At 49.5% G+C, this 21,476-nt stretch carries 20 protein-coding genes; 14 read left to right on the top strand and 6 right to left on the bottom strand.

What is annotated here, in order from left to right; genetic code table 11:
• Positions 1–101 precede the first annotated feature (101 nt).
• Both aroF and glnA read left to right on the top strand, forming a co-directional pair.
• Entirely contained in the window at positions 102–1,163 is a 1,062-nt protein-coding gene (aroF, locus tag M3194_RS17855; protein WP_251655442.1) for a 3-deoxy-7-phosphoheptulonate synthase, read from the top strand.
• Between the two features lie 253 nt (positions 1,164–1,416).
• Positions 1,417–2,841: a type I glutamate--ammonia ligase gene (glnA, locus tag M3194_RS17850; RefSeq protein WP_251655441.1), complete on the top strand. Its 1,425-nt coding sequence runs from the start codon at positions 1,417–1,419 to the stop codon at positions 2,839–2,841.
• A 48-nt stretch (positions 2,842–2,889) separates the two neighbouring features.
• Here glnA and thpR read toward each other — a convergent pair whose 3' ends face one another.
• Positions 2,890–3,468 carry an RNA 2',3'-cyclic phosphodiesterase gene (gene thpR, locus M3194_RS17845; protein WP_251655440.1) on the bottom strand — a complete coding sequence of 193 codons (579 nt, stop codon included), beginning with the start codon at positions 3,466–3,468 and terminating at the stop codon, positions 2,890–2,892.
• Positions 3,469–3,615: 147 nt separating this feature from the next.
• Here thpR and serC point away from each other — a divergent pair, with 147 nt between their 5' ends.
• On the top strand, positions 3,616–4,704 hold the full coding sequence (gene serC / locus M3194_RS17840; RefSeq protein WP_251655439.1) for a 3-phosphoserine/phosphohydroxythreonine transaminase: 1,089 nt from the start codon (positions 3,616–3,618) through the stop codon (positions 4,702–4,704).
• A 59-nt stretch (positions 4,705–4,763) separates the two neighbouring features.
• On the opposite strand, the gene M3194_RS17835 is transcribed toward serC, so the two are convergent.
• On the bottom strand, positions 4,764–5,480 hold the full coding sequence (locus M3194_RS17835; protein ID WP_251655438.1) for a response regulator transcription factor: 717 nt from the start codon (positions 5,478–5,480) through the stop codon (positions 4,764–4,766).
• 167 nt (positions 5,481–5,647) lie between these two features.
• On the opposite strand from M3194_RS17835, the gene trmL reads away from it, so the two are divergent.
• From trmL to M3194_RS17820, 3 genes are all read left to right on the top strand, one after another.
• Complete coding sequence (trmL, locus tag M3194_RS17830) at positions 5,648–6,112, top strand: tRNA (uridine(34)/cytosine(34)/5-carboxymethylaminomethyluridine(34)-2'-O)-methyltransferase TrmL (RefSeq protein WP_251655437.1); 465 nt, start codon at positions 5,648–5,650, stop codon at positions 6,110–6,112.
• A gap of 123 nt (positions 6,113–6,235) precedes the next feature.
• Positions 6,236–6,487 carry an AbrB/MazE/SpoVT family DNA-binding domain-containing protein gene (locus tag M3194_RS17825; protein ID WP_251655436.1) on the top strand — a complete coding sequence of 84 codons (252 nt, stop codon included), beginning with the start codon at positions 6,236–6,238 and terminating at the stop codon, positions 6,485–6,487.
• Positions 6,488–6,842: 355 nt separating this feature from the next.
• Positions 6,843–8,039 carry an aminotransferase-like domain-containing protein gene (locus M3194_RS17820; protein WP_251655435.1) on the top strand — a complete coding sequence of 399 codons (1,197 nt, stop codon included), beginning with the start codon at positions 6,843–6,845 and terminating at the stop codon, positions 8,037–8,039.
• Here M3194_RS17820 and M3194_RS17815 read toward each other — a convergent pair.
• Entirely contained in the window at positions 8,023–8,814 is a 792-nt protein-coding gene (locus M3194_RS17815) for a DUF2161 domain-containing phosphodiesterase (protein WP_251655434.1), read from the bottom strand. The genes M3194_RS17820 and M3194_RS17815 overlap by 17 nt on opposite strands.
• A gap of 210 nt (positions 8,815–9,024) precedes the next feature.
• Between M3194_RS17815 and M3194_RS17810 the strand changes: the two genes are divergently transcribed.
• The 5 genes from M3194_RS17810 to M3194_RS17790 all read left to right on the top strand — a co-directional run bounded on the left by M3194_RS17810 (position 9,025) and on the right by M3194_RS17790 (position 15,703).
• A complete protein-coding gene (locus M3194_RS17810) occupies positions 9,025–10,920 on the top strand; it encodes a PrkA family serine protein kinase (protein WP_251655433.1) in 1,896 nt (631 codons plus the stop codon).
• A gap of 163 nt (positions 10,921–11,083) precedes the next feature.
• Complete coding sequence (locus M3194_RS17805) at positions 11,084–12,085, top strand: globin-coupled sensor protein (protein ID WP_251655432.1); 1,002 nt, start codon at positions 11,084–11,086, stop codon at positions 12,083–12,085.
• A 246-nt stretch (positions 12,086–12,331) separates the two neighbouring features.
• Entirely contained in the window at positions 12,332–13,792 is a 1,461-nt protein-coding gene (locus M3194_RS17800; protein ID WP_251655431.1) for a circularly permuted type 2 ATP-grasp protein, read from the top strand.
• A 31-nt stretch (positions 13,793–13,823) separates the two neighbouring features.
• Positions 13,824–14,819 (top strand): alpha-E domain-containing protein, encoded by a 996-nt coding sequence (locus tag M3194_RS17795; RefSeq protein WP_251655430.1) that lies wholly within the window; start codon positions 13,824–13,826, stop codon positions 14,817–14,819.
• Positions 14,816–15,703, top strand: a complete 888-nt coding sequence (locus tag M3194_RS17790; protein ID WP_251655429.1) for a transglutaminase family protein — start codon at positions 14,816–14,818, stop codon at positions 15,701–15,703. The genes M3194_RS17795 and M3194_RS17790 overlap by 4 nt, the downstream gene beginning before the upstream one ends.
• 83 nt (positions 15,704–15,786) lie before the next feature.
• Here M3194_RS17790 and M3194_RS17785 read toward each other — a convergent pair whose 3' ends face one another.
• Positions 15,787–15,963 carry a hypothetical protein gene (locus M3194_RS17785; RefSeq protein ID WP_251655428.1) on the bottom strand — a complete coding sequence of 59 codons (177 nt, stop codon included), beginning with the start codon at positions 15,961–15,963 and terminating at the stop codon, positions 15,787–15,789.
• 400 nt (positions 15,964–16,363) lie between these two features.
• Here M3194_RS17785 and M3194_RS17780 point away from each other — a divergent pair, with 400 nt between their 5' ends.
• The gene (locus M3194_RS17780) at positions 16,364–17,386 is read left to right on the top strand and encodes a C40 family peptidase (RefSeq protein WP_251655427.1); all 1,023 of its coding nucleotides are present in this window, start codon (positions 16,364–16,366) and stop codon (positions 17,384–17,386) included.
• A 166-nt stretch (positions 17,387–17,552) separates the two neighbouring features.
• Here the strand turns inward: M3194_RS17780 and M3194_RS17775 are convergent, their stop codons facing one another.
• Positions 17,553–18,290: a hypothetical protein gene (locus M3194_RS17775; RefSeq protein ID WP_251655426.1), complete on the bottom strand. Its 738-nt coding sequence runs from the start codon at positions 18,288–18,290 to the stop codon at positions 17,553–17,555.
• Between the two features lie 132 nt (positions 18,291–18,422).
• Here M3194_RS17775 and M3194_RS17770 point away from each other — a divergent pair, with 132 nt between their 5' ends.
• Positions 18,423–19,202 carry a YheC/YheD family protein gene (locus M3194_RS17770; protein ID WP_251655425.1) on the top strand — a complete coding sequence of 260 codons (780 nt, stop codon included), beginning with the start codon at positions 18,423–18,425 and terminating at the stop codon, positions 19,200–19,202.
• A gap of 102 nt (positions 19,203–19,304) precedes the next feature.
• The gene (locus M3194_RS17765; protein ID WP_251655424.1) at positions 19,305–19,892 is read left to right on the top strand and encodes a restriction endonuclease; all 588 of its coding nucleotides are present in this window, start codon (positions 19,305–19,307) and stop codon (positions 19,890–19,892) included.
• Positions 19,893–19,949: 57 nt separating this feature from the next.
• Here M3194_RS17765 and M3194_RS17760 read toward each other — a convergent pair whose 3' ends face one another.
• Positions 19,950–21,386 (bottom strand): SpoVR family protein, encoded by a 1,437-nt coding sequence (locus M3194_RS17760; RefSeq protein ID WP_251655423.1) that lies wholly within the window; start codon positions 21,384–21,386, stop codon positions 19,950–19,952.
• Positions 21,387–21,476 lie beyond the last annotated feature (90 nt).

Genomic DNA, 21,476 nt, shown 5'->3' with positions numbered 1-21,476 from the left:
AAACAAGAGTCCATCGTGTATATTTGCTTTAACAAGTAAAAGCATAAAAGCCACAAAGCATAGAAGCGTATAAGCGTTGAAGTGAAAAAGGAGAGATGGACATGATCGTTATTACTAACCCCAATATTGCGGAAGAGCGCATTCAAGAAATTGTGAACCATATTGAAAGAGCGGGCGTGCAAGCCCATGTATCGAGAGGGACAGACCGTACCGTTATCGGCATCATCGGCAAGGCAGAGCCAACGCTTGCCGAGCATCTGCGCCAAATGAAGGGCGTAGAGAACGTCATCAAGATTTCGAAGTCCTACAAGCTCGCAAGCCGCGACTTTCATCCCGATGATACGATTATCGACATCAAAGGCGTTAAGATCGGCGGCGATAACCTTGTTATCATGGGCGGCCCTTGTGCAGTTGAATCCCCGGAGCAAATCGATGAAATCGCCCGCCTTGTGAAGGCAGCCGGCGGACAGGTGCTTCGCGGCGGAGCATTCAAACCGCGTACGGGTCCTTACAGCTTCCAAGGCGTTGGCGTAGAAGGCTTGATCATGATGGCGGAAGCCGGCAAGAAGCACGGACTGCTGACGATCACGGAAGTTATGACGCCGGAGTACGTTGATGTATGTGCCGAATATGCGGACATCCTTCAAGTAGGTACCCGCAACATGCAGAACTTCGACCTGCTTCGCAAGCTTGGAACCATTCAAACACCGGTCCTGCTGAAACGCGGCTTCAGCTCAACCTATGATGAATTCCTGAATGCGGCGGAATACATCCTGGCCGGCGGAAATCCGAATGTTATGTTATGCGAGCGCGGAATCCGAACGTTCGAAACTTACACAAGAAATACACTCGACTTGTCCGCTATCCCTGTTCTGCAAGGGCTTAGCCATCTGCCAGTAATCTCGGATCCTAGCCACGGTACAGGCCGCCGCGAATTGGTAGAGCCGATGTCCAAAGCCTCCGTTGCGGCAGGTGCAAACGGTCTGATCGTCGAAATGCACACAGATCCGGACAATTCGATGACAGGTGACGGTGTTCAATCGTTATTCCCTGACCAATTCGCTAATTTGTTAAAGGATTTAGAGAAGCTGGCGCCAATCGTCGGAAAGCAATTTAATACTCAGAAAGAGCCGGCAGCAGCTTTCGCCGAGTGGAAAATTTAATACAAATTGTTAATGAGAAAAGCCGGGAAGCCTTGATATACAAGGCCTCCCGGCTTTTCTGATCGAATGTAAAGGCTTAATTGTGAACAAATGTTTAAACTTGTAAGTATACCTCACATATGAATAAAAAATACCTTACATAAGTATTGACGATGCCAAACCGTAGTTTTATAATTACCTCATAGTTTAGCACGAAAATTGAACAATAACTGTTCACAACTAAGCAAATGTTCGGAAATGGAGGAAATATCTGATGTCAGTTCAAAATGTTTTGAACACAATTCAAGAAAACAACATCCAGTTTGTAGATTTCCGTTTTGTGGATCTCGCTGGCCGCGCGCACCACATTACACTTCCTGCTACAGAAGTTGACGCTGATACTTTCGTAAACGGTGTAGCTTTTGACGGTTCCTCGATCCCAGGTTTCCGTGGTATCGAAGAGTCCGACATGGTAATGATGCCGGATACTGAAGCAGTATTCGTTGATCCTTTCACAGATCATCCTACACTGAACATTATGTGTAACATCCATACACCGGACGGCGAGCGCTATGAGCGCGACCCACGCAGCATCGCTCAAAAAGCGGAAGAATACCTGCAAACGACTGGTATCGGTACTACTGCATTCTTCGCACCTGAGTCCGAATTCTTCATTTTTGACGAAGTTCGCTATGAAAGCACAATGAACTCCTCTTCTTTCTTCGTTGATTCCGAAGAAGCAGGCTGGAACACGAACCGTAAAGAAGAAGGCGGCAACCTGGGCTTTAAAGTTCCCGTAAAAGGCGGCTACGTGCCAGTTGCTCCAGTTGACCAACAACAAGACATCCGCAGCGAAATGGTTCGCCTGATGCAAGAAGTTGGCCTTCGCGTTGAGCGTCATCACCACGAAGTTGCTACTGCTGGTCAAGCAGAAATCAACTTCCGCTTCAGCACTTTGACTAAAACAGCTGACAACCTCATGCTGTACAAATATATCGTTCATAACACAGCTCGCCAATACGGTAAAGTGGCTACTTTCATGCCAAAACCGCTGTTCGGCGACAACGGTTCCGGCATGCACGTTCACTCCTCGATCTTCGACGGCGACACTCCGCTGTTCTATGAAAAAGGCGCTTACGGCAACCTGAGCCAACTGGCTATGCACTACATCGGCGGTATCCTGCACCATGCACCAGCTCTGATCGCTTTGACCAACCCTTCGACAAACTCGTTCAAACGTCTGGTACCTGGTTACGAAGCACCGGTTAACCTCGTATTCTCCAAAGGTAACCGTTCCGCTGCAGTTCGTATTCCAATCGCATCGGTAACTCCAAAAGGCTGCCGTATCGAGTTCCGTACTCCAGACTCGACAGCTAACCCTTACCTGGCATTCGCAGCTATGCTGCTTGCTGGTCTGGACGGCGTGAAACGTAAATTGGATCCTGTTGCTCTGGGCTATGGTCCATTCGACAAAAACATTTACGAACTGCCAGAAGAAGAGAAAAAAGAAATCCGCAGCGTACCTGGTACACTCGACGAAGCGCTTGACGCTCTCGAAGCGGATTCCACTTTCTTGACTGAAGGCGGCGTATTTACGGAAGAGTTCATCGCTAACTATGTTGCCGTTAAACGCAGCGAAGCTAAAGCGGTATCGATCCGTATTCACCCACACGAATACAGCCTCTATTTCGGCTGCTAATTTCGAAACGCACTTATTCAAGCGGGCTCCCATGCGGGGGTCCGCTTTTTATTTGTCGAATGCTGCAACAGCGAGCGGTTCATACATAGGACTTTGGCCTAAACGCGTGCGATACAGAGTTATGCTGCTGACGTCGAACGCTGTCTGATGCTGTAGAAAGCTGCTGGAGAGCTCCTGAAGCCGCTCGGCTGTATAAGGATGAGCCGCTGTGTATTTTCTAGCCAAGGTGATATGCGGCCGGTAGGGACGTTTCTCCGGCGTATAGCCAACGGCAGAGTGAAGGGAGTGTCCGAGTAATTGGTGGAGCAGCACAAGCTCATCAGTTAAATTCTTAAGGCCAAGCCATAAGACCGAGGGCTGAGCTTCGCGGCCAAAGCTGCCTAATTCCGACACCTCCAATGAGAAGGCGGATGATCGGGAAGCGGTCTCCTGCATCGCAGCCTGGATCGCCGGAATCGAGGAGAAGGGCATGTCGCCAATGAAATGAAGCGTAATGTGGACATCCCTCGGATCTACCCACCGCTGAAAGGGCAGCTGCGATTTCCAATTGGGCAATTGGCTAACGATTTGTCCGGTAATGTTTTCAGGAATGGATATAGCGGTGAAAATCCGAATATTTTCAGCCATATGTTTGTTCTCCGTTCGACTTTTTGTCACTAACATTATGTAAATGTACTTGAAGGAAGCCTGTAAAATTGCTATCATAATCAATATCATGCAAGAAAACTTGTACTTTCTTTTAATTTTAACAAAAACAAAAGGTGGGTAACGGAAATGAAACGAGCCTATAATTTCAATGCAGGACCGGCCGCTTTGCCGCTTGAGGTGCTGCAGCAGGCACAGGAGCAATTTGTCGAATATCAGGGCGCAGGGATGTCCATCATGGAAATGTCGCACCGCAGCGCACTGTATGAGCAAGTGAACAACGAGTCACAAGCCCTCATGCGCGAATTGTTCGGTATTCCGGATAACTATCATGTATTGTTCCTTCAAGGCGGCGCTAGCCAGCAGTTTGCCATGATTCCGATGAACCTTCTTTCCCCGGGCCGTGTTGGCGCGTACGTCAAGACTGGCGCATGGGCGGACAAAGCACTGAAGGAAGCGAAACTTGTCGGCGAGACCTTAGTTGCTGCTTCGTCAGAAAACGACAAATATATGCGTATGCCAAACGTGAATGAATTTATCGTTCCAGACAATGCGGCTTACCTTCATATGACTTCCAATGAAACAATCGGAGGCACCCAGTTCCAGGAGTTCCCGACGAACCTTGGCCATGTACCGCTCGTAGCAGATATGTCGAGCGATATTCTGAGCCGTCCTATTGATATTAACAAATTTGGTCTTATCTATGCCGGCGCGCAAAAAAATCTTGGACCTTCCGGCGTAACGGTTGTTATCGTTCGTAATGACCTGGTTGCGGAAAGTCCAAAAACAATTCCGGCTATTTTCCGTTACGATACCCATACGAAGAACAACTCGCTTTACAATACGCCGCCGTCCTTCTCGGTATATATGGTTAACCTGGTACTGAAATGGATTAAAGAAAAAGGCGGAGTTGCAGCAGTCGAGCAGTTCAACCGCGACAAAACAAAGCTGATCTACGACAAGATCGATCAAAGCAACGGTTTCTACATCGGATGCGCGCATACGGACAGCCGTTCGCTTATGAACATCACCTTCCGCATGCAAAGCGAAGAGCTGGAAAAGCAGTTCGTGAAGGAATCGGAGCAAAACGGCTTTGTTGGCCTGAAGGGCCACCGCGATGTTGGCGGTCTGCGGGCGTCGACGTACAATGCGGTTCCTCTCGAGAGCTGCAAAGCGCTTGCTGAATTTATGGCTGATTTCCAGCGCCGCAACGGCTAAGAAATCAACAAAGACCGCCATTTCCATTACGGAAAGGCGGTCTTCATCTTTAGAAGCGTTTATGCCAGCGAAGAATCGGCCATATTAGGGGCGTTAAGCTTGTAGCCGACGTTGCGGACTGTCATAATATATTCGGGAGTTCTTGCGTTTTGCTCGATTTTATCTCGAAGATGGCTGATATGAACGTCAACGATCCGCGTATCGCCGAGGAAATGGTAATCCCATACTCCATGCAGGAGCTGCTGACGGCTTAATACTTTGCCTCTATGCTTACATAAGAAGAGAAGAAGCTCAAATTCTTTAGGTGTCAATTCAATGGTTCTGCCATCAATCAATACTTCGCGTTGTTCAGGACGTACCGTTAATCGGCCAATATCGAACGTGGTGGATTCGGCTTGACCCGGCAGGGATTGAATGCGGCGGAATATCGCTTGAATACGGGAAATCAGCTCTTGCGGGCTAAATGGCTTCGTCATATAATCGTCGGCCCCGTTATCGAGCCCGGCGATTTTGTCTGTAACATCCTGCAGGGCGGTGAGCATGACGATTGGTACGGCATTGCTTTGTTTGCGCAACTCACGGCATACTTGAATACCATCCATCTTCGGAAGCATCAAGTCAAGTACGATCAGGTCAGGACGGAACGGCTTTAACATCTCGAATACGGCCTCGCCATCGCTTACGCACCGGACATCATAACCGGCGAGCTTCAAATTAAATTCGATAAGCATGGAGATGGAAGGCTCGTCATCGACGACCAATATTTTCTTTTTCATCGTATCTATTCTCCTTTTGCCTCCTACATGATGTCTTCATTATGAAGGGCAAAATTTATGCGGAGATTAAGAGTACGTTAACCTAATGTAAAAATTGTCTCCCAAGCACTGATGCGGCAACGCAATGAATCGTGTATAATGACATAGAATGTGAGGTAAGTACAGTTATGGCTTTTCATATCGTATTGGTTGAACCGGAAATTCCTGCAAACACGGGCAATATCGCACGCACCTGCGCAGCAACGGGTGCACATCTTCATCTTGTCCGCCCTCTTGGCTTCCAGACCGATGACCGCACTCTTAAGCGCGCGGGTCTGGATTATTGGCATGCCGTTCATGTGGAATATCATGATTCCTTCAAGGAGCTGCAGGATGCAAATCCTGACGGAAGATTCTTTTATGCAAGTACAAGAGCGAGTAAAGTGTATACGGAGTTTGATTTCCGGGACGGAGATTTCTTCGTATTCGGGAAAGAAACAAAGGGACTTCCGCAGGAGCTGATTGACGCGAATCTGGATACTTGCATGCGGATGCCGATGACGGGTGACGTCAGATCGCTGAACCTTTCGAATTCGGCGGCTATTATCGTGTACGAGGCTTTGCGCCAGAATCAGTTCCCAGGTATGGACTGAATTTGCATGATATTAAGGATTATCCTTGATTGGGAAGGAATTCGTGAGCGACCATCGAAAGTCTATTGTGCAATGTTTTCACAGAGTTAGCTTACAAATCCAGACACAAAAGAAGGTGAAGAGATGAAACCAGCAGGTGTGGTTAGAAAGGTGGATCAACTCGGACGTATTGTCCTTCCTAAATCACTTCGTAAACGGTATCAAATGAATGAGGGGGATCCTGTTGAGATTTTAGTGCAAGGCGACCATATTATATTGGAACGCTATCGTCCAAGATGCGTGTTCTGCGGATCTATGGAAGATGTGAAGGAATTCAAGGACCGTTATTTGTGCGAGCCGTGCATGCATGAGATGGGACAGCTTCAGAACCGTTAATCGGAAATCATCCATAACAGCACTAATAAAACATACCGTGTATAAAAAAAGAAGCTTCTCCTACGCGTCAACGCTACAGGAGAGGCTTCTTTTTTTGGCCTTATTAAAGGCCTTTTGTCTTGTCGTCGTTATACGAAGACGTCAAGATGGCAGTCAGGAACAAAATAAAGACTGTCATAACAATAACGAAAGTAATAGACATTGTGTGGACACCTCCGATATGCTAGCTTCATTATAACCAAGCTTTAGGAAAAAGAAAACGTTTAAAGCGAGTTTTATTGCATGGATTCTTTCTATTATGCGACAATAATGGCAGTACAAATCATGGCTATAAATGTGGGAGGAGACGGTAAAAATGGAATTTCGTTTTGCATCCAGAATGACGCAGGTGAAGTCCTCGGTCGTAAGGGATATTCTGAAGCTGACGCAAGGCTCGGATATCGTTTCTTTCGCCGGCGGGCTGCCGGCAGAAGAGTTATTTCCAGTACAGGCCGTAAGAGAAGCGGCCGACCGTGCGATCTCGGCGGGAGCAAGTGCCCTGCAGTATGGTCTGACGGAGGGTTATCTCCCGCTGCGCGAGCAGTTGTGTATCCGCATGGCTCAGAAGGGAATGAATGTGACCCCTGAGGAAATGATCATTACAACAGGCTCCCAGCAGGCGATCAGCCTGTTAGTGCAGGTGCTAACCGAGCCGGGGGATACGGTGCTTGTTGAGCGTCCGACCTATTTGGCCTGCCTCCAGGTATTTGAGCTGCATGGACTCAAGGTTATCGCGGCGGAAAGTGACGAGCATGGCATGATTCCGGAGGATGTGGAGCGTCTGGTTCGCCAACATAAACCAAAGTTTATGTATGCCGTGCCGACCTTTGGCAATCCGACCGGGAATGTCTGGAGTCTGGAGAGAAGACAGCAGCTCCTTCAAATCTGTGTCAGCCATCAAGTGCCTATTATTGAAGATGATCCTTATGGTGAATTGAAATATGAGGAGAAGGCTACATACCCGACGTTGTTTGCTCTTGATCAGCAGCTGGGAAGCGGTGGCGTTATTTATACAAGCACGTTCTCGAAGACGGTTGCCCCTGCGCTTCGTACCGGCTGGGCGATTGGCGATGTCCGTGTCATAAAAATGCTTGCAAAAGCAAAGCAGGCTGCGGATTTGCAATCCAGCACGATGGACCAGCAAATATTAAGCCAGCTGCTGGCTCACTTCCCGCTTGATGATCACATCCGGGTCATTTCCGAATCGTATGGAGAGCGGATGCGCGAGATGCAGAATCTGATTAAGGCGCAGAATATTGAAGGCCTTCATTGGATTGAGCCAAAGGGAGGCATGTTCCTCTGGGTAGAGCTTCCGCGCGGACTGGATGCGGAAGTCCTGCTGCGGGCTGCCGTATCGAAGGGCGTAGCCTTCGTGCCGGGCAGCGCCTTTTACGCTTATGATCCAAAGCGCAACACCGCCCGGCTTAATTTCACCCATAATAAAGGCGTGAGGACGGTGCTTGGCGTTGAGCGCTTGGCTGAAGCGATTCGTGAGTTTACTGCACGTAGTTAACGGATGAGTTTTTCTTGCCATTCGATCGTTTAGGTGCTTTTGGTTCGGGGGCCGGCGGGAGGGTGAAAGTCTCTTTCCATTCGGCGATAACTTCTTCGTATTCGCTTAAAGCCAAAACTCCGGCTGCCGTTAAATGATATTGGCCGCGTCCAACCTTCTCGAACCAGCCATAATAATTGCTGCGCAGCATGGATGCGCTTTGCGGATTGCCGGTCAGCGCCGCCAGCTGGCTTGGAGACAAAATGCCGGCTTGCTGCATGGCATAGGCACCGCGAAGCGCTTTCTCCCGGTAGGCGGTGACGAGCTTCCGGCCGGTGCTGCCGCCCACATTGTAATCGCCGCTGCGCTCCCGGAATTCCCTAAGCAGCCGCGCCTGGCGGGTTCTGCGAATGCCGCGCTTTGGCATTTCGCCGGGCTCGCACAGCATCTCGATAAGCGGAGCTTTGGTCTTGAAGAAGGTAACGGTCATCAGGCCGAGACCAAGCATCCGGCACAGCTCCGTAATATCGCTGAAGCGCTGGTTATGAGCCCCGCTTTTCTTGCGGTTGCGCTCCACGGCGAGCACAACTTGATCATTTATGCGCAAACGTTCAATCCCCTGCAGCAGCAGAGCGAGGTTGAACGTTTTTTTCATTTCGACAACAACCGCTTCGCTTCCATCGGGTTTCATCGCTACAAGATCGCAGTGAAGAACCTCGCTTTTTACAGTGAAGCCCTGCTTTTCGTAATAGGTTTTGATGGGGCTATACAGCTCCTCTTCCTTGTTAACCGCCATGTTAATTCCCCTCTTTCTCCCATCATTATAGCAAATGCTTGTCGTTATTTGCCGGATTGCCGACTAAAATAGTGGTCAATTTCCTACATAACTAAGCATAGGATTGTAATACTTCAGTAAAAAAGTTGGTCCACACGATCAATGATGTAGAGATAATCCCGGGCGGAATGAAAACGAGCGGATTGCGGAAGCGATGGGAGGAGGCACGGCATGGACATTTTCAAGCGAATATCGGAGTATCAGACAGAGAGTGAGAAGCTTGCATGGACGGGGTCTTTCAGAGAGTATATTCAATTGCTCAGAGAGGACCCAACCCCGGCCATGACTGCGCACGCGCGCGTCTATGAGATGATTGAATCCTTTGGAGTAGAGGACAATAACGGAAGGAAGCGCTACAAGTTCTTCGAGCAGGAAATATTCGGGCTCGACCGGGCTGTAGAGAAGCTGGTGGAAGAATACTTCCATTCGGCGGCAAGAAGGCTGGATGTCCGTAAAAGGATCCTGCTCCTGATGGGACCAGTCAGCGGCGGCAAATCAACCATTGTAACGATGCTCAAGAAAGGGCTGGAGCGATTCTCCAGAACAGAGCGTGGTGCTGTATTCGCGATTAAAGGCTGCCCGATGCATGAAGAGCCGCTGCATTTGATCCCGCATGAGCTTCGTCCAGAGATTGAGAAGGAGCTAGGTGTCCGCATTGAAGGGAACTTGTGCCCTTCTTGCCAAATGAGGCTACGGGTTGAATATGACGGGGATATCGAGAATGTTATCGTTGAACGCGTGCTTGTGTCCGAGGAGAACCGGGTGGGGATTGGCACATTCAGCCCTTCCGATCCGAAGTCTCAAGATATTGCCGACTTGACAGGCAGTATCGACTTCTCGACGATTACGGAGTTTGGTTCGGAATCCGATCCTCGCGCCTACCGGTTCGACGGCGAGCTGAACAAGGCGAACAGGGGGCTGATGGAATTCCAGGAGATGCTGAAATGCGATGAGAAGTTCCTGTGGAACCTGCTCTCGCTGACGCAGGAGGGGAATTTCAAAGCGGGCAGGTTTGCGCTTATCTCGGCCGACGAGCTGATTATTGCGCATACGAACGAATCCGAGTATAAGTCGTTTATCAGCAATAAGAAGAACGAGGCGCTTCAATCGCGTATGATTGTAATGCCAATTCCATACAACCTCAAAGTGTCTGAGGAAGAGAAGATTTACACGAAGCTGATCGGCCAAAGCGATATGAAGCATATTCACATCGCACCGCATTCCTTGAAATCAGCGGCTATCTTCTCCATACTTACCCGCCTGAAGGAAACGAAGAAGCAAGGCATGGACCTTGTGAAGAAAATGAGAATGTACGACGGGGAAGAGGTCGAAGGCTTCAAGGAAGCTGACCTGAAGGAAATGCAAAACGAGTATATTGAAGAGGGCATGTCCGGTATCGACCCGCGTTACGTTATTAACCGCATATCGAGTGCGCTGATCAAGCAGGATATGCAGTGTATCAATGCTCTGGATGTGCTGCGGGCGCTGAAGGACGGACTTGACCAGCATCCTTCGATTACGAAGGAGGAGCGGGAGAGATACCTGAACTTCATCTCGGTAGCGCGCAAAGAGTATGACGGACTGGCGAAGAAGGAAATTCAAAAGGCGTTTGTTTATTCCTTTGAAGAGTCCGCCCGGACTTTATTCGAGAACTATCTCGACAACATTGAATCGTATTGCAATTGGGCCAAAATCAAAGACCCGCTGACCGGCGAGGAGATGGATCCGGATGAGCGCCTGATGCGGTCTATTGAAGAGCAGATCGGCGTGTCCGAGAATGCGAAGAAAGCGTTCCGCGAAGAAATTCTGATCCGGATTTCCTCGTATTCGCGGAAAGGGAAGAAGTTCGATTTCACAAGTCACGAGCGTCTGCGCGAAGCGGTTGAGAAGAAGCTGTTCGCCGACCTGAAGGATATCGTGAAAATCACGACCTCGACCAAAACGCCGGACGAAAGCCAACTGAAGCGCATTAACGAAGTAACAAAACGCCTGATTGATGAGCACGGCTATTGCCCGGTGTGCGCAAATGAGCTGCTGCGGTATGTCGGAAGCCTTCTGAACCGTTAATGCAAGCATGCAGAAGAAAGCCTGCGGAGACGTCCGCGGGCTTTCTTTTCTTGTCATGAAGAATACAAGAATGCATTCAGGCTGCTTCCCTAATTTCCGATATAATCTTTATAAGATAAAGGATAGTGCTATGTAACCATGTTTCCAGGAGGAGATAAGATCTATGATTCAAGTCTCAGAAGAACGCCGCAAGCAGCTGGAGTATACCCGTATTACGGAAGAGGATTTGAAGCGGCTCTCTGATTGCAAAGCTATATTCGAGCAGGTAGTGGAGGAGGTTGTTAACCGTTTCTATGACAGTATCGGTCAGCAGCCGCATCTCATGCAGATTATTTCCGATGTCAGCAATATCGAGCGCCTCAAACAGACACAGCGCGGGTACTGGCTCTCGCTTGCCTCGGGTGTTATCGACCAGGCTTACATCGATAACCGGATTACTATTGGTCTTGTCCATTCCCGGATTGGGCTTACAACGGACTGGTATTTGGGAAGTTATATGACCTATCTGGATATCGCGGCGTCAGTGCTGCAGCGTGTCCTGCCGGGCAGCTGGACCTCGGTCCTTCATTCGCTGTCGAAGATGTTTAATCTTGATTCGCAGCTGGTGCTTGAGGCCTACAACCGTGCCGAACAGGCCTTGATTCAGGATTTGGCCGATCAACGATCGGTTATGCTCACCACGATAACCGACTCCGTTCAGCAGCTGGCCGGTCTTATGACGGAGCTTGATCAAGGAGCTCAGTCGATAGCCGAGGCGGCAGTATCGACTTCTCAGTCGCAGGATCGTTCGCATGAGCTGCTTGGCAACTTGCAGGAAGAGCTGGCGGGCATTACGGAGATGGGGATGCTGATCCGCGGAATCGCGGACCAGACGCATCTGCTTGGTCTAAACGCCGCGATTGAGGCAGCGCGCGCGGGCGAGATGGGCCGAGGCTTTGAGGTCGTGGCCAACGAGGTTCGGAAGCTTGCTGCATCCTCCCGTACAGCGCTCGAGACGATCCAGACGAACCTGGACGAGATTCATAAGAAGATTCATCTCGTTCGGATCGAGTCGGAGAAAACATCGGTGGAAGCCCGTAATCAGGCTGCAAGATCCCAGGAGCTTGCGGTATTCGTACAAACCGTGGATTCCGTTACAAAAGATTTGCGGGAATTGAATACATAACAAGAGAATAGGCATATGATATAAAGCAGGGTTTCTTCGCCAGCGCAGAAGCCCTGCTTTCGTGCTATATAAGTTGACATGAAAATCCAAATCTTGTATGATAAACCTAACAAAAATTTACTTTAATTAGGGGTATTAACTATTTTGATGTCAGATAATCTGACATTAAGGTGGCAAGCCAACTTTGGTAGTCATCACTGAAGGCATCAAGTAAGGTGCTGTACCATCATGGAGGAGGCGGTTGGCATGTCGACGGCCAAACAGTCGCAGTCGCAATATTACGATTCGCAATCATTTTACGATGAAATGTTCGAGAAAGACTTTTCGGTTCGTCCTCACTATGACAATATCCATCGGCTGTTCACGAGAATGAAGCCGTCGGAATTGACCATGAGGCAGCATGCACTCAATCAGCGCATGATGGAGGAAGGCATCACCTTCACCCTGTACAGCCCAAACCAGAGTGAACCTCTTGAAAGAACGATTCCATTTGACTACATCCCTCGCGTAATCCCCAAACATGAATGGGAAGCGGTGGACCGCGGCGTTCGCCAGCGGACCAAAGCGCTGAATATGTTCATCCACGATATCTATCACGCCCAGCGCATTGTGACCGATGGCGTTATCCCAAGACGAATGATTGTATCCAACGTATACTTCCGTCCGGAAATGATGGGGTTAGATGTTCCGGGAGGCGTTTATATTACGTCCTCCGGCATAGATTTAATTAGAGACGAGAAAGGCCGCCATTTTGTCCTCGAGGATAATCTCCGCTCGCCTTCCGGTTATTCTTACTTATTCAAGGGCCGTACCATCATGAGCGAGCTGTTTCATGATCTATACTTGTCCTCATCCGTTCAAAGCATAGAACGCAGCCTGAATTATTTCCTTAGTTCTTTGCGTTCTCTTGCGCCAAACGGCAAGAAGGATCCGTTAATTGCGCTCCTTACTCCGGGATCGTACAACTCTGCTTATTACGAGCATACTTTCCTGGCGCAGCAGCTTGGCATTCATCTGGTGGAAGGCCGCGATCTGGTCTACAAGGATCATAAAATTTATTTGCGGGATATGAGGGGCCTTCGCCAAGTTGACGTTATTTACCGCCGGATTGACGATGATTTTCTCGACCCGCTGGCGTTCCAGCCGGATTCGCTGCTTGGCGTTCCGGGGCTGATGAACGCTTACCGCGCAGGCAATATCGCGATTGCGAACGCTCCTGGCACCGGCGTTGCCGACGATAAGGCAGTGTATGCTTATGTTCCGGATATGATTCGTTATTATCTCGGTGAGGAGCCTATCCTGCATAACGTACCGACTTATCTCTTATCCCGCAAGGCAGAGCGCGACTACGTTCTTGATCATCTGGAGCAGCTGGTCGTGAAGGAGACCTCGCTCTCCGGCGGTTATGGCATGCTGATTGGTCCAACGGCTTCCCCCAAAGAAATCAAGGAGTTTGCCGAGGAGATCAAAAAAGACCCGAGCCGGTACATTGCGCAGACGACGATGAAGCTGTCCCGCGCGCCGGTTATGGTTGACGGACGGATGGCCCCGCGCCATATCGATCTGAGAGCATTTGCTTTGATGCGGGAGGATTCCACGCATGTCATACCGGGCGGTCTGACGCGCGTTGCCCTGCGGGAAGGTTCGCTGGTCGTTAATTCTTCGCAAGGCGGAGGAGTTAAAGATACATGGGTGTTAAATCGTTAATCCTTGTTGATTAAGGAATGGAGGTATCGCTGTGCTTAACCGAAATGCTGAAGCGTTGTTTTGGATCGGTCGCTATATGGAACGGGCGGAGAACCATGCGAGATTAATTGATGTCCATTATCACCTGCAGGCAGAAGATGAATTAGGCGTTGAAGCTTGCGGCAAGGACGGCGAATGGAGCGAGGTGCCATGCAAATGGACCCGGATCGTAGATGCGCTGGGCAGCAGGGGCGCCTACGAGCAGCAATACGGCAGTTATACGGAGCAGGATGTTCTTCACTACATCACGCTCGACCGGGATAATGCCAATTCGCTCGTTTCTTGCGTCAGCCATGCAAGGGGCAACCTGCGTACCTTGCGCGAGAAGGTTCCAAGCGAGCTGTGGGATACGATTAATGCCTTTTACTTATGGCTGCGCGAGAAGCAGCCGGAGGACCTGATGAAGGAATCTCCGCATCTGTTCTACGGGCGAATTAAGGAATGGGCGGCATTGTTCCAGGGGTTATGCCAATCTGTTATGCCGCGCGAGAATGAATGGCATTTCATCGAATGCGGTCGTTTCCTGGAGCGGGCCGAGAATACTCTTCGGATTATTAAAGCGGTTGGGAATGCCGCCGCTGGCGACGGCTGGAACAATACGGGCGCCTATCCGTACCTGCAGGCCGTACTGAAATCCCTTAGCGGTCACCAGTCCTTCCGCCGTTTTTATGCAGACGGCATGTCGGTGGAGGCGATTGTGGAGTTTGTTATTCTGAACCAATCGTTCCCGCGGTCCGTTGTCTTCTCCTTCCATGCTCTTGACGAGCATATGAAGCAGATCGAGCTCTCCGATAAACAGCTCCGGACTGCCCATGATCGCGTCATCCGCCAGGTGGCGAAGGTGAAAGCGGATTTGGCTTGCCTGGAGCATGACGATATGATTGTCGACCGGAACGGCTCCATTATCGGACATCTGCTGGAAGCGTGCCAGACGCTGGGGCATTCTTTTGCCAAAACCTTTTTTCGCATGGGGGAAGCAAGCGCATGAAGCTAAATATATCTCACGTGACGCAATACGAGTACGAGGATTCAGCAACGGACAGTGTCAATGAGATCCGGCTGACGCCTAGCACGAATGAACGGCAGTCCTGCTACCAGCAGGCGATCTTTATTGAGCCTAATGCCTCGCTCTTCAGCTATGAGGATTACTTCGGCAATCGGGTGCATTCCTTCTCGGTGAATCCGCCGCATAGGCGCCTGACGATCCGGACGCAGATGACGGTAGTGACGAAGCATGCGCCGAGTCCGGAAGAGCAGGCAGCTCTTCTGAACGGCAAGCTGGCCCGGGAGGCTTGGGCATGGCTGGAGACGGAAGAAGCGGAAAACCGATTCGCGGAATTTCTGCTGGAAACCAATTATACGAACGTTACCGCCGAGGTCGGGCAGTATGCGGATACGGTTGCCAAGAAGGAAATGGAAGAAATCAGCGTGCTCAGCTGGTTGATCTCCTTGTCCGGCAAGATCCGTACCGAATTCATCTATGATCCCGAAGCGACTACGGTGACTACAAAGGCAAGCGACCTGATCGAACGCAAGCGCGGGGTGTGTCAGGATTTCGCCCATCTGATGATTGCTTGCTGCCGGGTTCATCATATACCTGCCCGTTATGTGAGCGGGTATCATTTTGTAGGGGATCTGCAGGGCGGAAGCGCGGATTTCGAGCAGGCATCTCATGCCTGGGTGGAGGCGTATGTGCCTCAGCTCGGGTGGTGCAGCTTTGACCCAACGAATGAAGCGCCGGTTGGCGAACGTTACGTCAAGCTGGGTCATGGCAGGGATTACAAGGACATCGTGCCTGTAAAAGGGGTATACCGGGGCAGCGGTGAGCAGAAGTTGAAGGTAACGGTCGATGTGCGCAAAATCGAGGACTAATAGATGTCATGGGATAAAATAAGGCTGCTTACCAAGGTTCGATGGATGCGAACCCGGGAAGCAGCCTTTGTTGTATTGTCCGGTTAACCGAGAAAGTAATCGAGCTCCACTTCAACCTCTTCGATAACGACGTCCGTGATCCGCTGATCCCTCGTATATCGCCACTGATCGTAATATTCCTCTTTCATATACACATGAACCATAAACCTTGGTCCCACATTAAACATAACCCTGTAACCTATGAACTTATCTTTGGACAACGGTATCACCTCGTATGACTAATTTCTCGGTTAGTAAGTACTAGAAAAATTATAGTGAAGATAGAGTGAAAATGCTATAAGCATCTATCATGCTTGCATGGGCACTTTTTCCTAAATTTTTTCTCATAATTGGCAACAGAGGAAATGATATTTATGGGATTTATATCCTGCAATTTTGCCCGAAAAAACCCGATAATGCCGCCCGATGGACATGGGGAAAGTCAGTCCTGGACTAGCTTTGACGCTGTTTTTCATGACGTTTCATTTATGAAATTGGTTGGAGAAATCTTGAAGATTATAGGGGCATAAGATTGGCTCAGTCTATCAATAGTGGTACTTTTTGGTCGTTGCGGTGAGAGTTGGCATATATTTTAATAGGGATGGGAGGGATGACCAAAACATGAAAAAGCAACTACTTAGCCTCGCTATTATCGGATCTTTACTAGGAACGGCCGGCATTGCAAATGCAAGCACAACATGGACTACGGCAAGTGCTGTTAAGAAGTACAACGAGTATATAAACGCAGATAGCTATGTGAAGGATGAGCTCTATAATGTGGCAGACTTCCGATCGAAGTACGCCAGCCAATCGAACACTCTCGCTTATCAAATCGTCGAACGGGCGATCTGGTATATGGAAAATGGTTACATGGTTTACGGCAGCGGAACGGATGCTTATGGCAAGTACGGTTACGAGGATTGCTCCGGGTTTGTCCGTTTTGTTTATGGTGATTTTGGATTCAATGTTACAGGAACATCCGCAAATTATAATACCGTTGGTTCTAAGGTAGCCGGTGTCGGCAAGCAAAAGGTAAATGGCAAATGGAAGCTGACCGGCATTGAAAACCTGAAGATCGGCGATATTCTGACATGGCAGGAAACCGATCATATTATGCACGTTGCGATTTATATGGGAACCAATCGCAATGGACAGCCGGTCGTTATCGGCACGCGTTCGGATGGCAATCCGACGGCACTTGGCACGGTAGACGGCTGGGAATATTGGTGGGGCGAGAACTTCAGGGAAGCCCGCCGCGTAGTCCCAGCAGCCGGATTTACCGGTATGGCAGGTAAATCCATTAAAGCGCCAACCATTCCGCAATCGTATGTGCTTCCACCGCAGAAGCAGGTACCGGCTTGGAATGGCCCGTCCAATGGCGGCGGCGGAACAACGCCAGCCAATCCGGATCCGACACCGTCGAATCCTTCACCAACGAAGACTACATACGTGGTAACAGTAAAAGGCTGGGTCAGCCTCAAGTCAGCTGCCAGCTCAAGCTCGTCAACCATTGGCAGACTGGAGCTTGGCCAAAAAGCGGAGCTTGTCAAAAAAGCCAACAGCTATTGGTATCAGGTTAAGGTGAATGGGCAGACCGCCTATATCACGACAAGCAGTACGTATACGAAAACCATTACGGAATAAAGCTTTCCGTTATCAATAAGGGGATCCGCGCTTTAACCGGTGCTTTGGGAAGGGCTTCCTGGGCGAGCGCAAGGTTACTTATGGATGACGGAAAGAGACTTCTTATTAACAGAAAAGGGCCGTTCCCTTAAGCCAGCTAGTGGCATAGGGAACGGCCCTTTATGATTTATTCCTGCAGATATGTCCGAATTCGGTTATCTACGATACTAAGATCCCACGGATAGAAGAAAACATGATCGCCGTCATCGGCGATGCTGAAGGAATAGGCAATCGGTTCATTCGCATAGAAGACCATTTGATAATAGGCGGGATCGCCATTCCGATTGTTAGGCATGTAGCTTGGCTTATGTTCACCAGAATTCAGCAGATGGATGAAATCGGCTTGTTCACCCTCCACGAGCGTCCGATAAGGAGCGGTTTCGTTCATTTTATACAGTTCAATCCTGCTCACCATGTCAAAGGGAAGATCCTTGAAGCTGCGCTGGTTAAACGCTTTGAAATACGAATCCTCCACATAAATGCGATATCCGCCAATTCTGCTCGTATCCTCGGCAGCAACAAGCTCCTCTGGCTTAAAGCCCTTCACCTCATACAGCGGTGTCCCTATGGCCAGAAAAGCAGCGTCACCCTCCTTGGTTCTGTAATCGGGATTTGTGACGACATCCCCGACTTTGAATTTCACCTTGCCCACCGTATGATTGGTTATGTCATTGCGGTCTACGAGGACGCCATCGTACAGACCGCTATAGGTATGTCCGTTAAGCTTGACGAAATCTACCCAGTCAATAGAGGCATTTCCCTTAATGGATTGGGAATGATCCTTTGTGAGCTCCCAATAAGCGACCGCGCCTAGCCCCAAGATAAGCAGCAAGCTGCAGCAGAGGATGACCGTATTTTTTTGCACAAAACACCACTCTCCTAATAATTAATTAACGGCTTCTCTCCGGATTAAGTTGCAGTTGTATAGAGGCCTATCCACATCAGCACAAGTGATGACGGGCCGCCGGTCATACACTGGGATTGGAGGGTGAGTTCCATGTATGATAAGAAGTATAACAGCCGCAGTATCTACGGGAAGCTTAAAGTATGCCGGTATTTGAATGCGCATAAGACTTTGAAGAAGCTTGTCCCTCATACCGTATCGTTCAGCCGGGAGCATATGGAAACGATGCTGGAAAGCCATTCTTCCGTGTATGTGAAGCCGGATTCAGGATCACAAGGAATGGGAATCTTCAAAGTGAAGAAAGCGAAAGGCTCTGGCTATACAGTTAAGCATATCGTCAATAAGAAGCAATTAAGCGAGCATTTGAGTTCGGCTTCAGCTGTCTATGAGCATATCAAGAAGAAGTCGGACAAAAAGCTGATTATCCAGAAGGGCATAATTCTGGACCGGGTGAACGGCAGAGCATACGATATCCGGGTCATGGTGCAGCGCAAGCCGGGCGGGTCTTGGACCGTAAACTGCTATTCGGCTAAGGTTGGGGCTCCCAAAAAAATCGTAACCAACTATTATCAAGGCGGAATGCTTTACACGATGGAGAAGCTTGGCACAGAGCAGGGCAAGTCGGCGGAAACGACTTCGACACGGAAGGCGGATTTGAAGTCGAAGGCGCTGAAGATTGCAAAGCATCTGAGCACCAAACGCAAAGGGATGCATGAGCTTGGCATCGATTTTGCCTACGACAAGAAGCAGAAGCTTTGGGTGATCGAAGTCAACTCGAATCATCCGCAGTTTTATCCCATGAAGAGGCTGGATCCAAAGGCTTATAAGAAGATGAAAGAGTTTGCGAGGAGTTATGGGAGGAAGGATGCTTAAGAAGGGCCGCATTTGCGGCTCTTTTTTGCATGATTGGCGGATTGGAGAAGATGCAATTGGGCCATGCTGGTAGGTAAAGGATAGAAGGGTTTTGATAGAAAAATGGTAAGAGTCCTGTTAAGCTTGTCCGCCGCGGTGATCGTCTACCTCATGTACTTATATTTCAAGCAAAAGAAGCTGTTAGAGCTTGTCCAGATGAGTGCGGTTGAAGCCTTTGCGTCTAATAATGAAATGAAGGAAACATTGCGAATTGGCTTGTACAACCGTTTCAGGAAAGATCCGGAACTGGATAAAGACGAGGATCCGCTGCTGTTTGAGCATTTTGTCGCGAGGATTATGACGTCCGTACGGGATGGCAGTACCCATGTGACCAAAAGCTCCGGGGATTATGGAATCGACATTGAAGAACAAACGGACAACGGGCTGTATTTGGGACAAGTCAAGTGTTATAACGACATGAATCCCGTCGGGTACGAGCCGATTGCGATTGTCCATTCCCAGATGATCAAGCAAGGCGCGAAGGGCGGATATGTCGTAACGACATCTAAATTTACTTCCCATGCAATCGCCTACGCGGAAGGCTTGAACATTGAGCTTATTGATGGAAACCACTTGGTGGAGCTCTGGCTCCAGCATTTAGAAGCGAAGCGGGAGCATTTTGCGGAGTTAACGCCAATTGTACTCATGTAGCTTGGCGAACAAAAGACCGGGAAGCAAACACTAGCTTCCCGGTCTTTCATATTCCTTCTACACAAACTTCCGACTGGTCTTCTTCCCGTCGCAGCTGAAGACAATCTTTTTGTCCTCGACGACGGTCTCGAGATGGACGTTCTTGCCCCACAAATGAACGACATATGGGAGGGTTCGCTCCACGTATTTCAAATCAAGCTCGGTTCCTTCGTAGTTATGCTTCAGGTACAACTCGCCGATCCGGTTGAAGTCGCCGTCGGTGACTACGATGCTCGGGAAGCCGCCGTTTACCTTGGAGTAAACGAGCTGCTCGCGAATGTTTTCCCACGATTTATCCGTAATTTTCCACTCCGGACCTTTCTTCTCGAAGATGTACAGGTCAAGCTCATCAACCAGATTTTTGGTCAAAAAGTTGCGGAGGAAGGAGATGTCCGAGTCGAATTCCCGGACCTCGAATATTTTCTCGCGCCCTCTGCCCGGCACTCGCCCGAATCTGGCCTGCTCCTCTTTTGTCGGATTATCCCAACGCTTCTCGATATCCTCGAAGATCTTTAGCCCGAGATAATACGGGTTCAGGCTATGCCGCGAGGGCACTACGACAGAGGAGTTCAGCTTGGCGAACTCAATTGTCTCATCGCTGGTGAGCGGCAGCTCGCGGATAATGCGCTGATGCCAGTATGAAGCCCAGCCTTCGTTCATGATTTTCGTCTCGATCTGCGGCCAGAAGTAGAGCATCTCGTCGCGCAGCATCGACATAATATCGCGCTGCCAAGGCTCAAGCTTTGGCGAGAATTCCTCAATGAACCATATCAGATCCTTCTCCGGTTCGGGAGGGAAATGCGTAGCAGCGGGACCGGAAGCGCCGTCGGAATCCTCGGAAGCTTCAAGTGACCATAAGTCTTCATATTCGGATAGAGGCGTTTGCTTCGATGAACGGGATTTTTCCTTAGTCAGCAGTTCAATGTACCTGCCTTTATCCAGCTGATAGGGCTTAATAATGGTAGGGTCAACATGCTCCTGAATAGCAAGAACGGCGTCAATAAACTTCTCGACGGCTTCCGTGCCGTGATCCATCTCATACTGATGAATGCGGTCGGCCGTAGCGGACATACTCTCGACCATGTTGCGGTTCGTCGCGCCGAAGCGGGCATTGTTCTTGAAGAAATCGCAGTGGGCCAGCACGTGGGCGACAATGAGCTTGTTCTGAATGAGCGAGTTGCCCTCAAGCAGGAAGGCATAACACGGGTTGGAGTTAATAACAAGCTCGTATATTTTACTTAGACCGAAGTCGTATTGCATTTTCATTTTGTTAAACGTCTTGCCGAAACTCCAGTGGCTGAAGCGCGTCGGCATCCCGTAGGCGCCAAAGGTGTAAATGATGTCCGCCGGACAAATCTCATAACGCATCGGGTAAAAATCGAGCCCAAAACCTGTTGCGATTTCTGTAATTTCATCGATGGCATATTCCAGTGCACGGATCTCATCCTGGTTCATTCCGCTATCCCCCCGTACTTGATAAATACCGTTCATACCATGTGTATGCGGATGCCTATAGTGGATATGCCCCCTCCGGTTCATGCAATC

It is taken from the genome of Paenibacillus glycanilyticus (genome assembly GCF_023715145.1).
Classification (GTDB): domain Bacteria; phylum Bacillota; class Bacilli; order Paenibacillales; family Paenibacillaceae; genus Pristimantibacillus; species Pristimantibacillus glycanilyticus_A.
The sequence above is the reverse complement of the archived record's forward strand: the minus strand, read 5'-3'. Positions and strand labels throughout refer to the sequence as shown.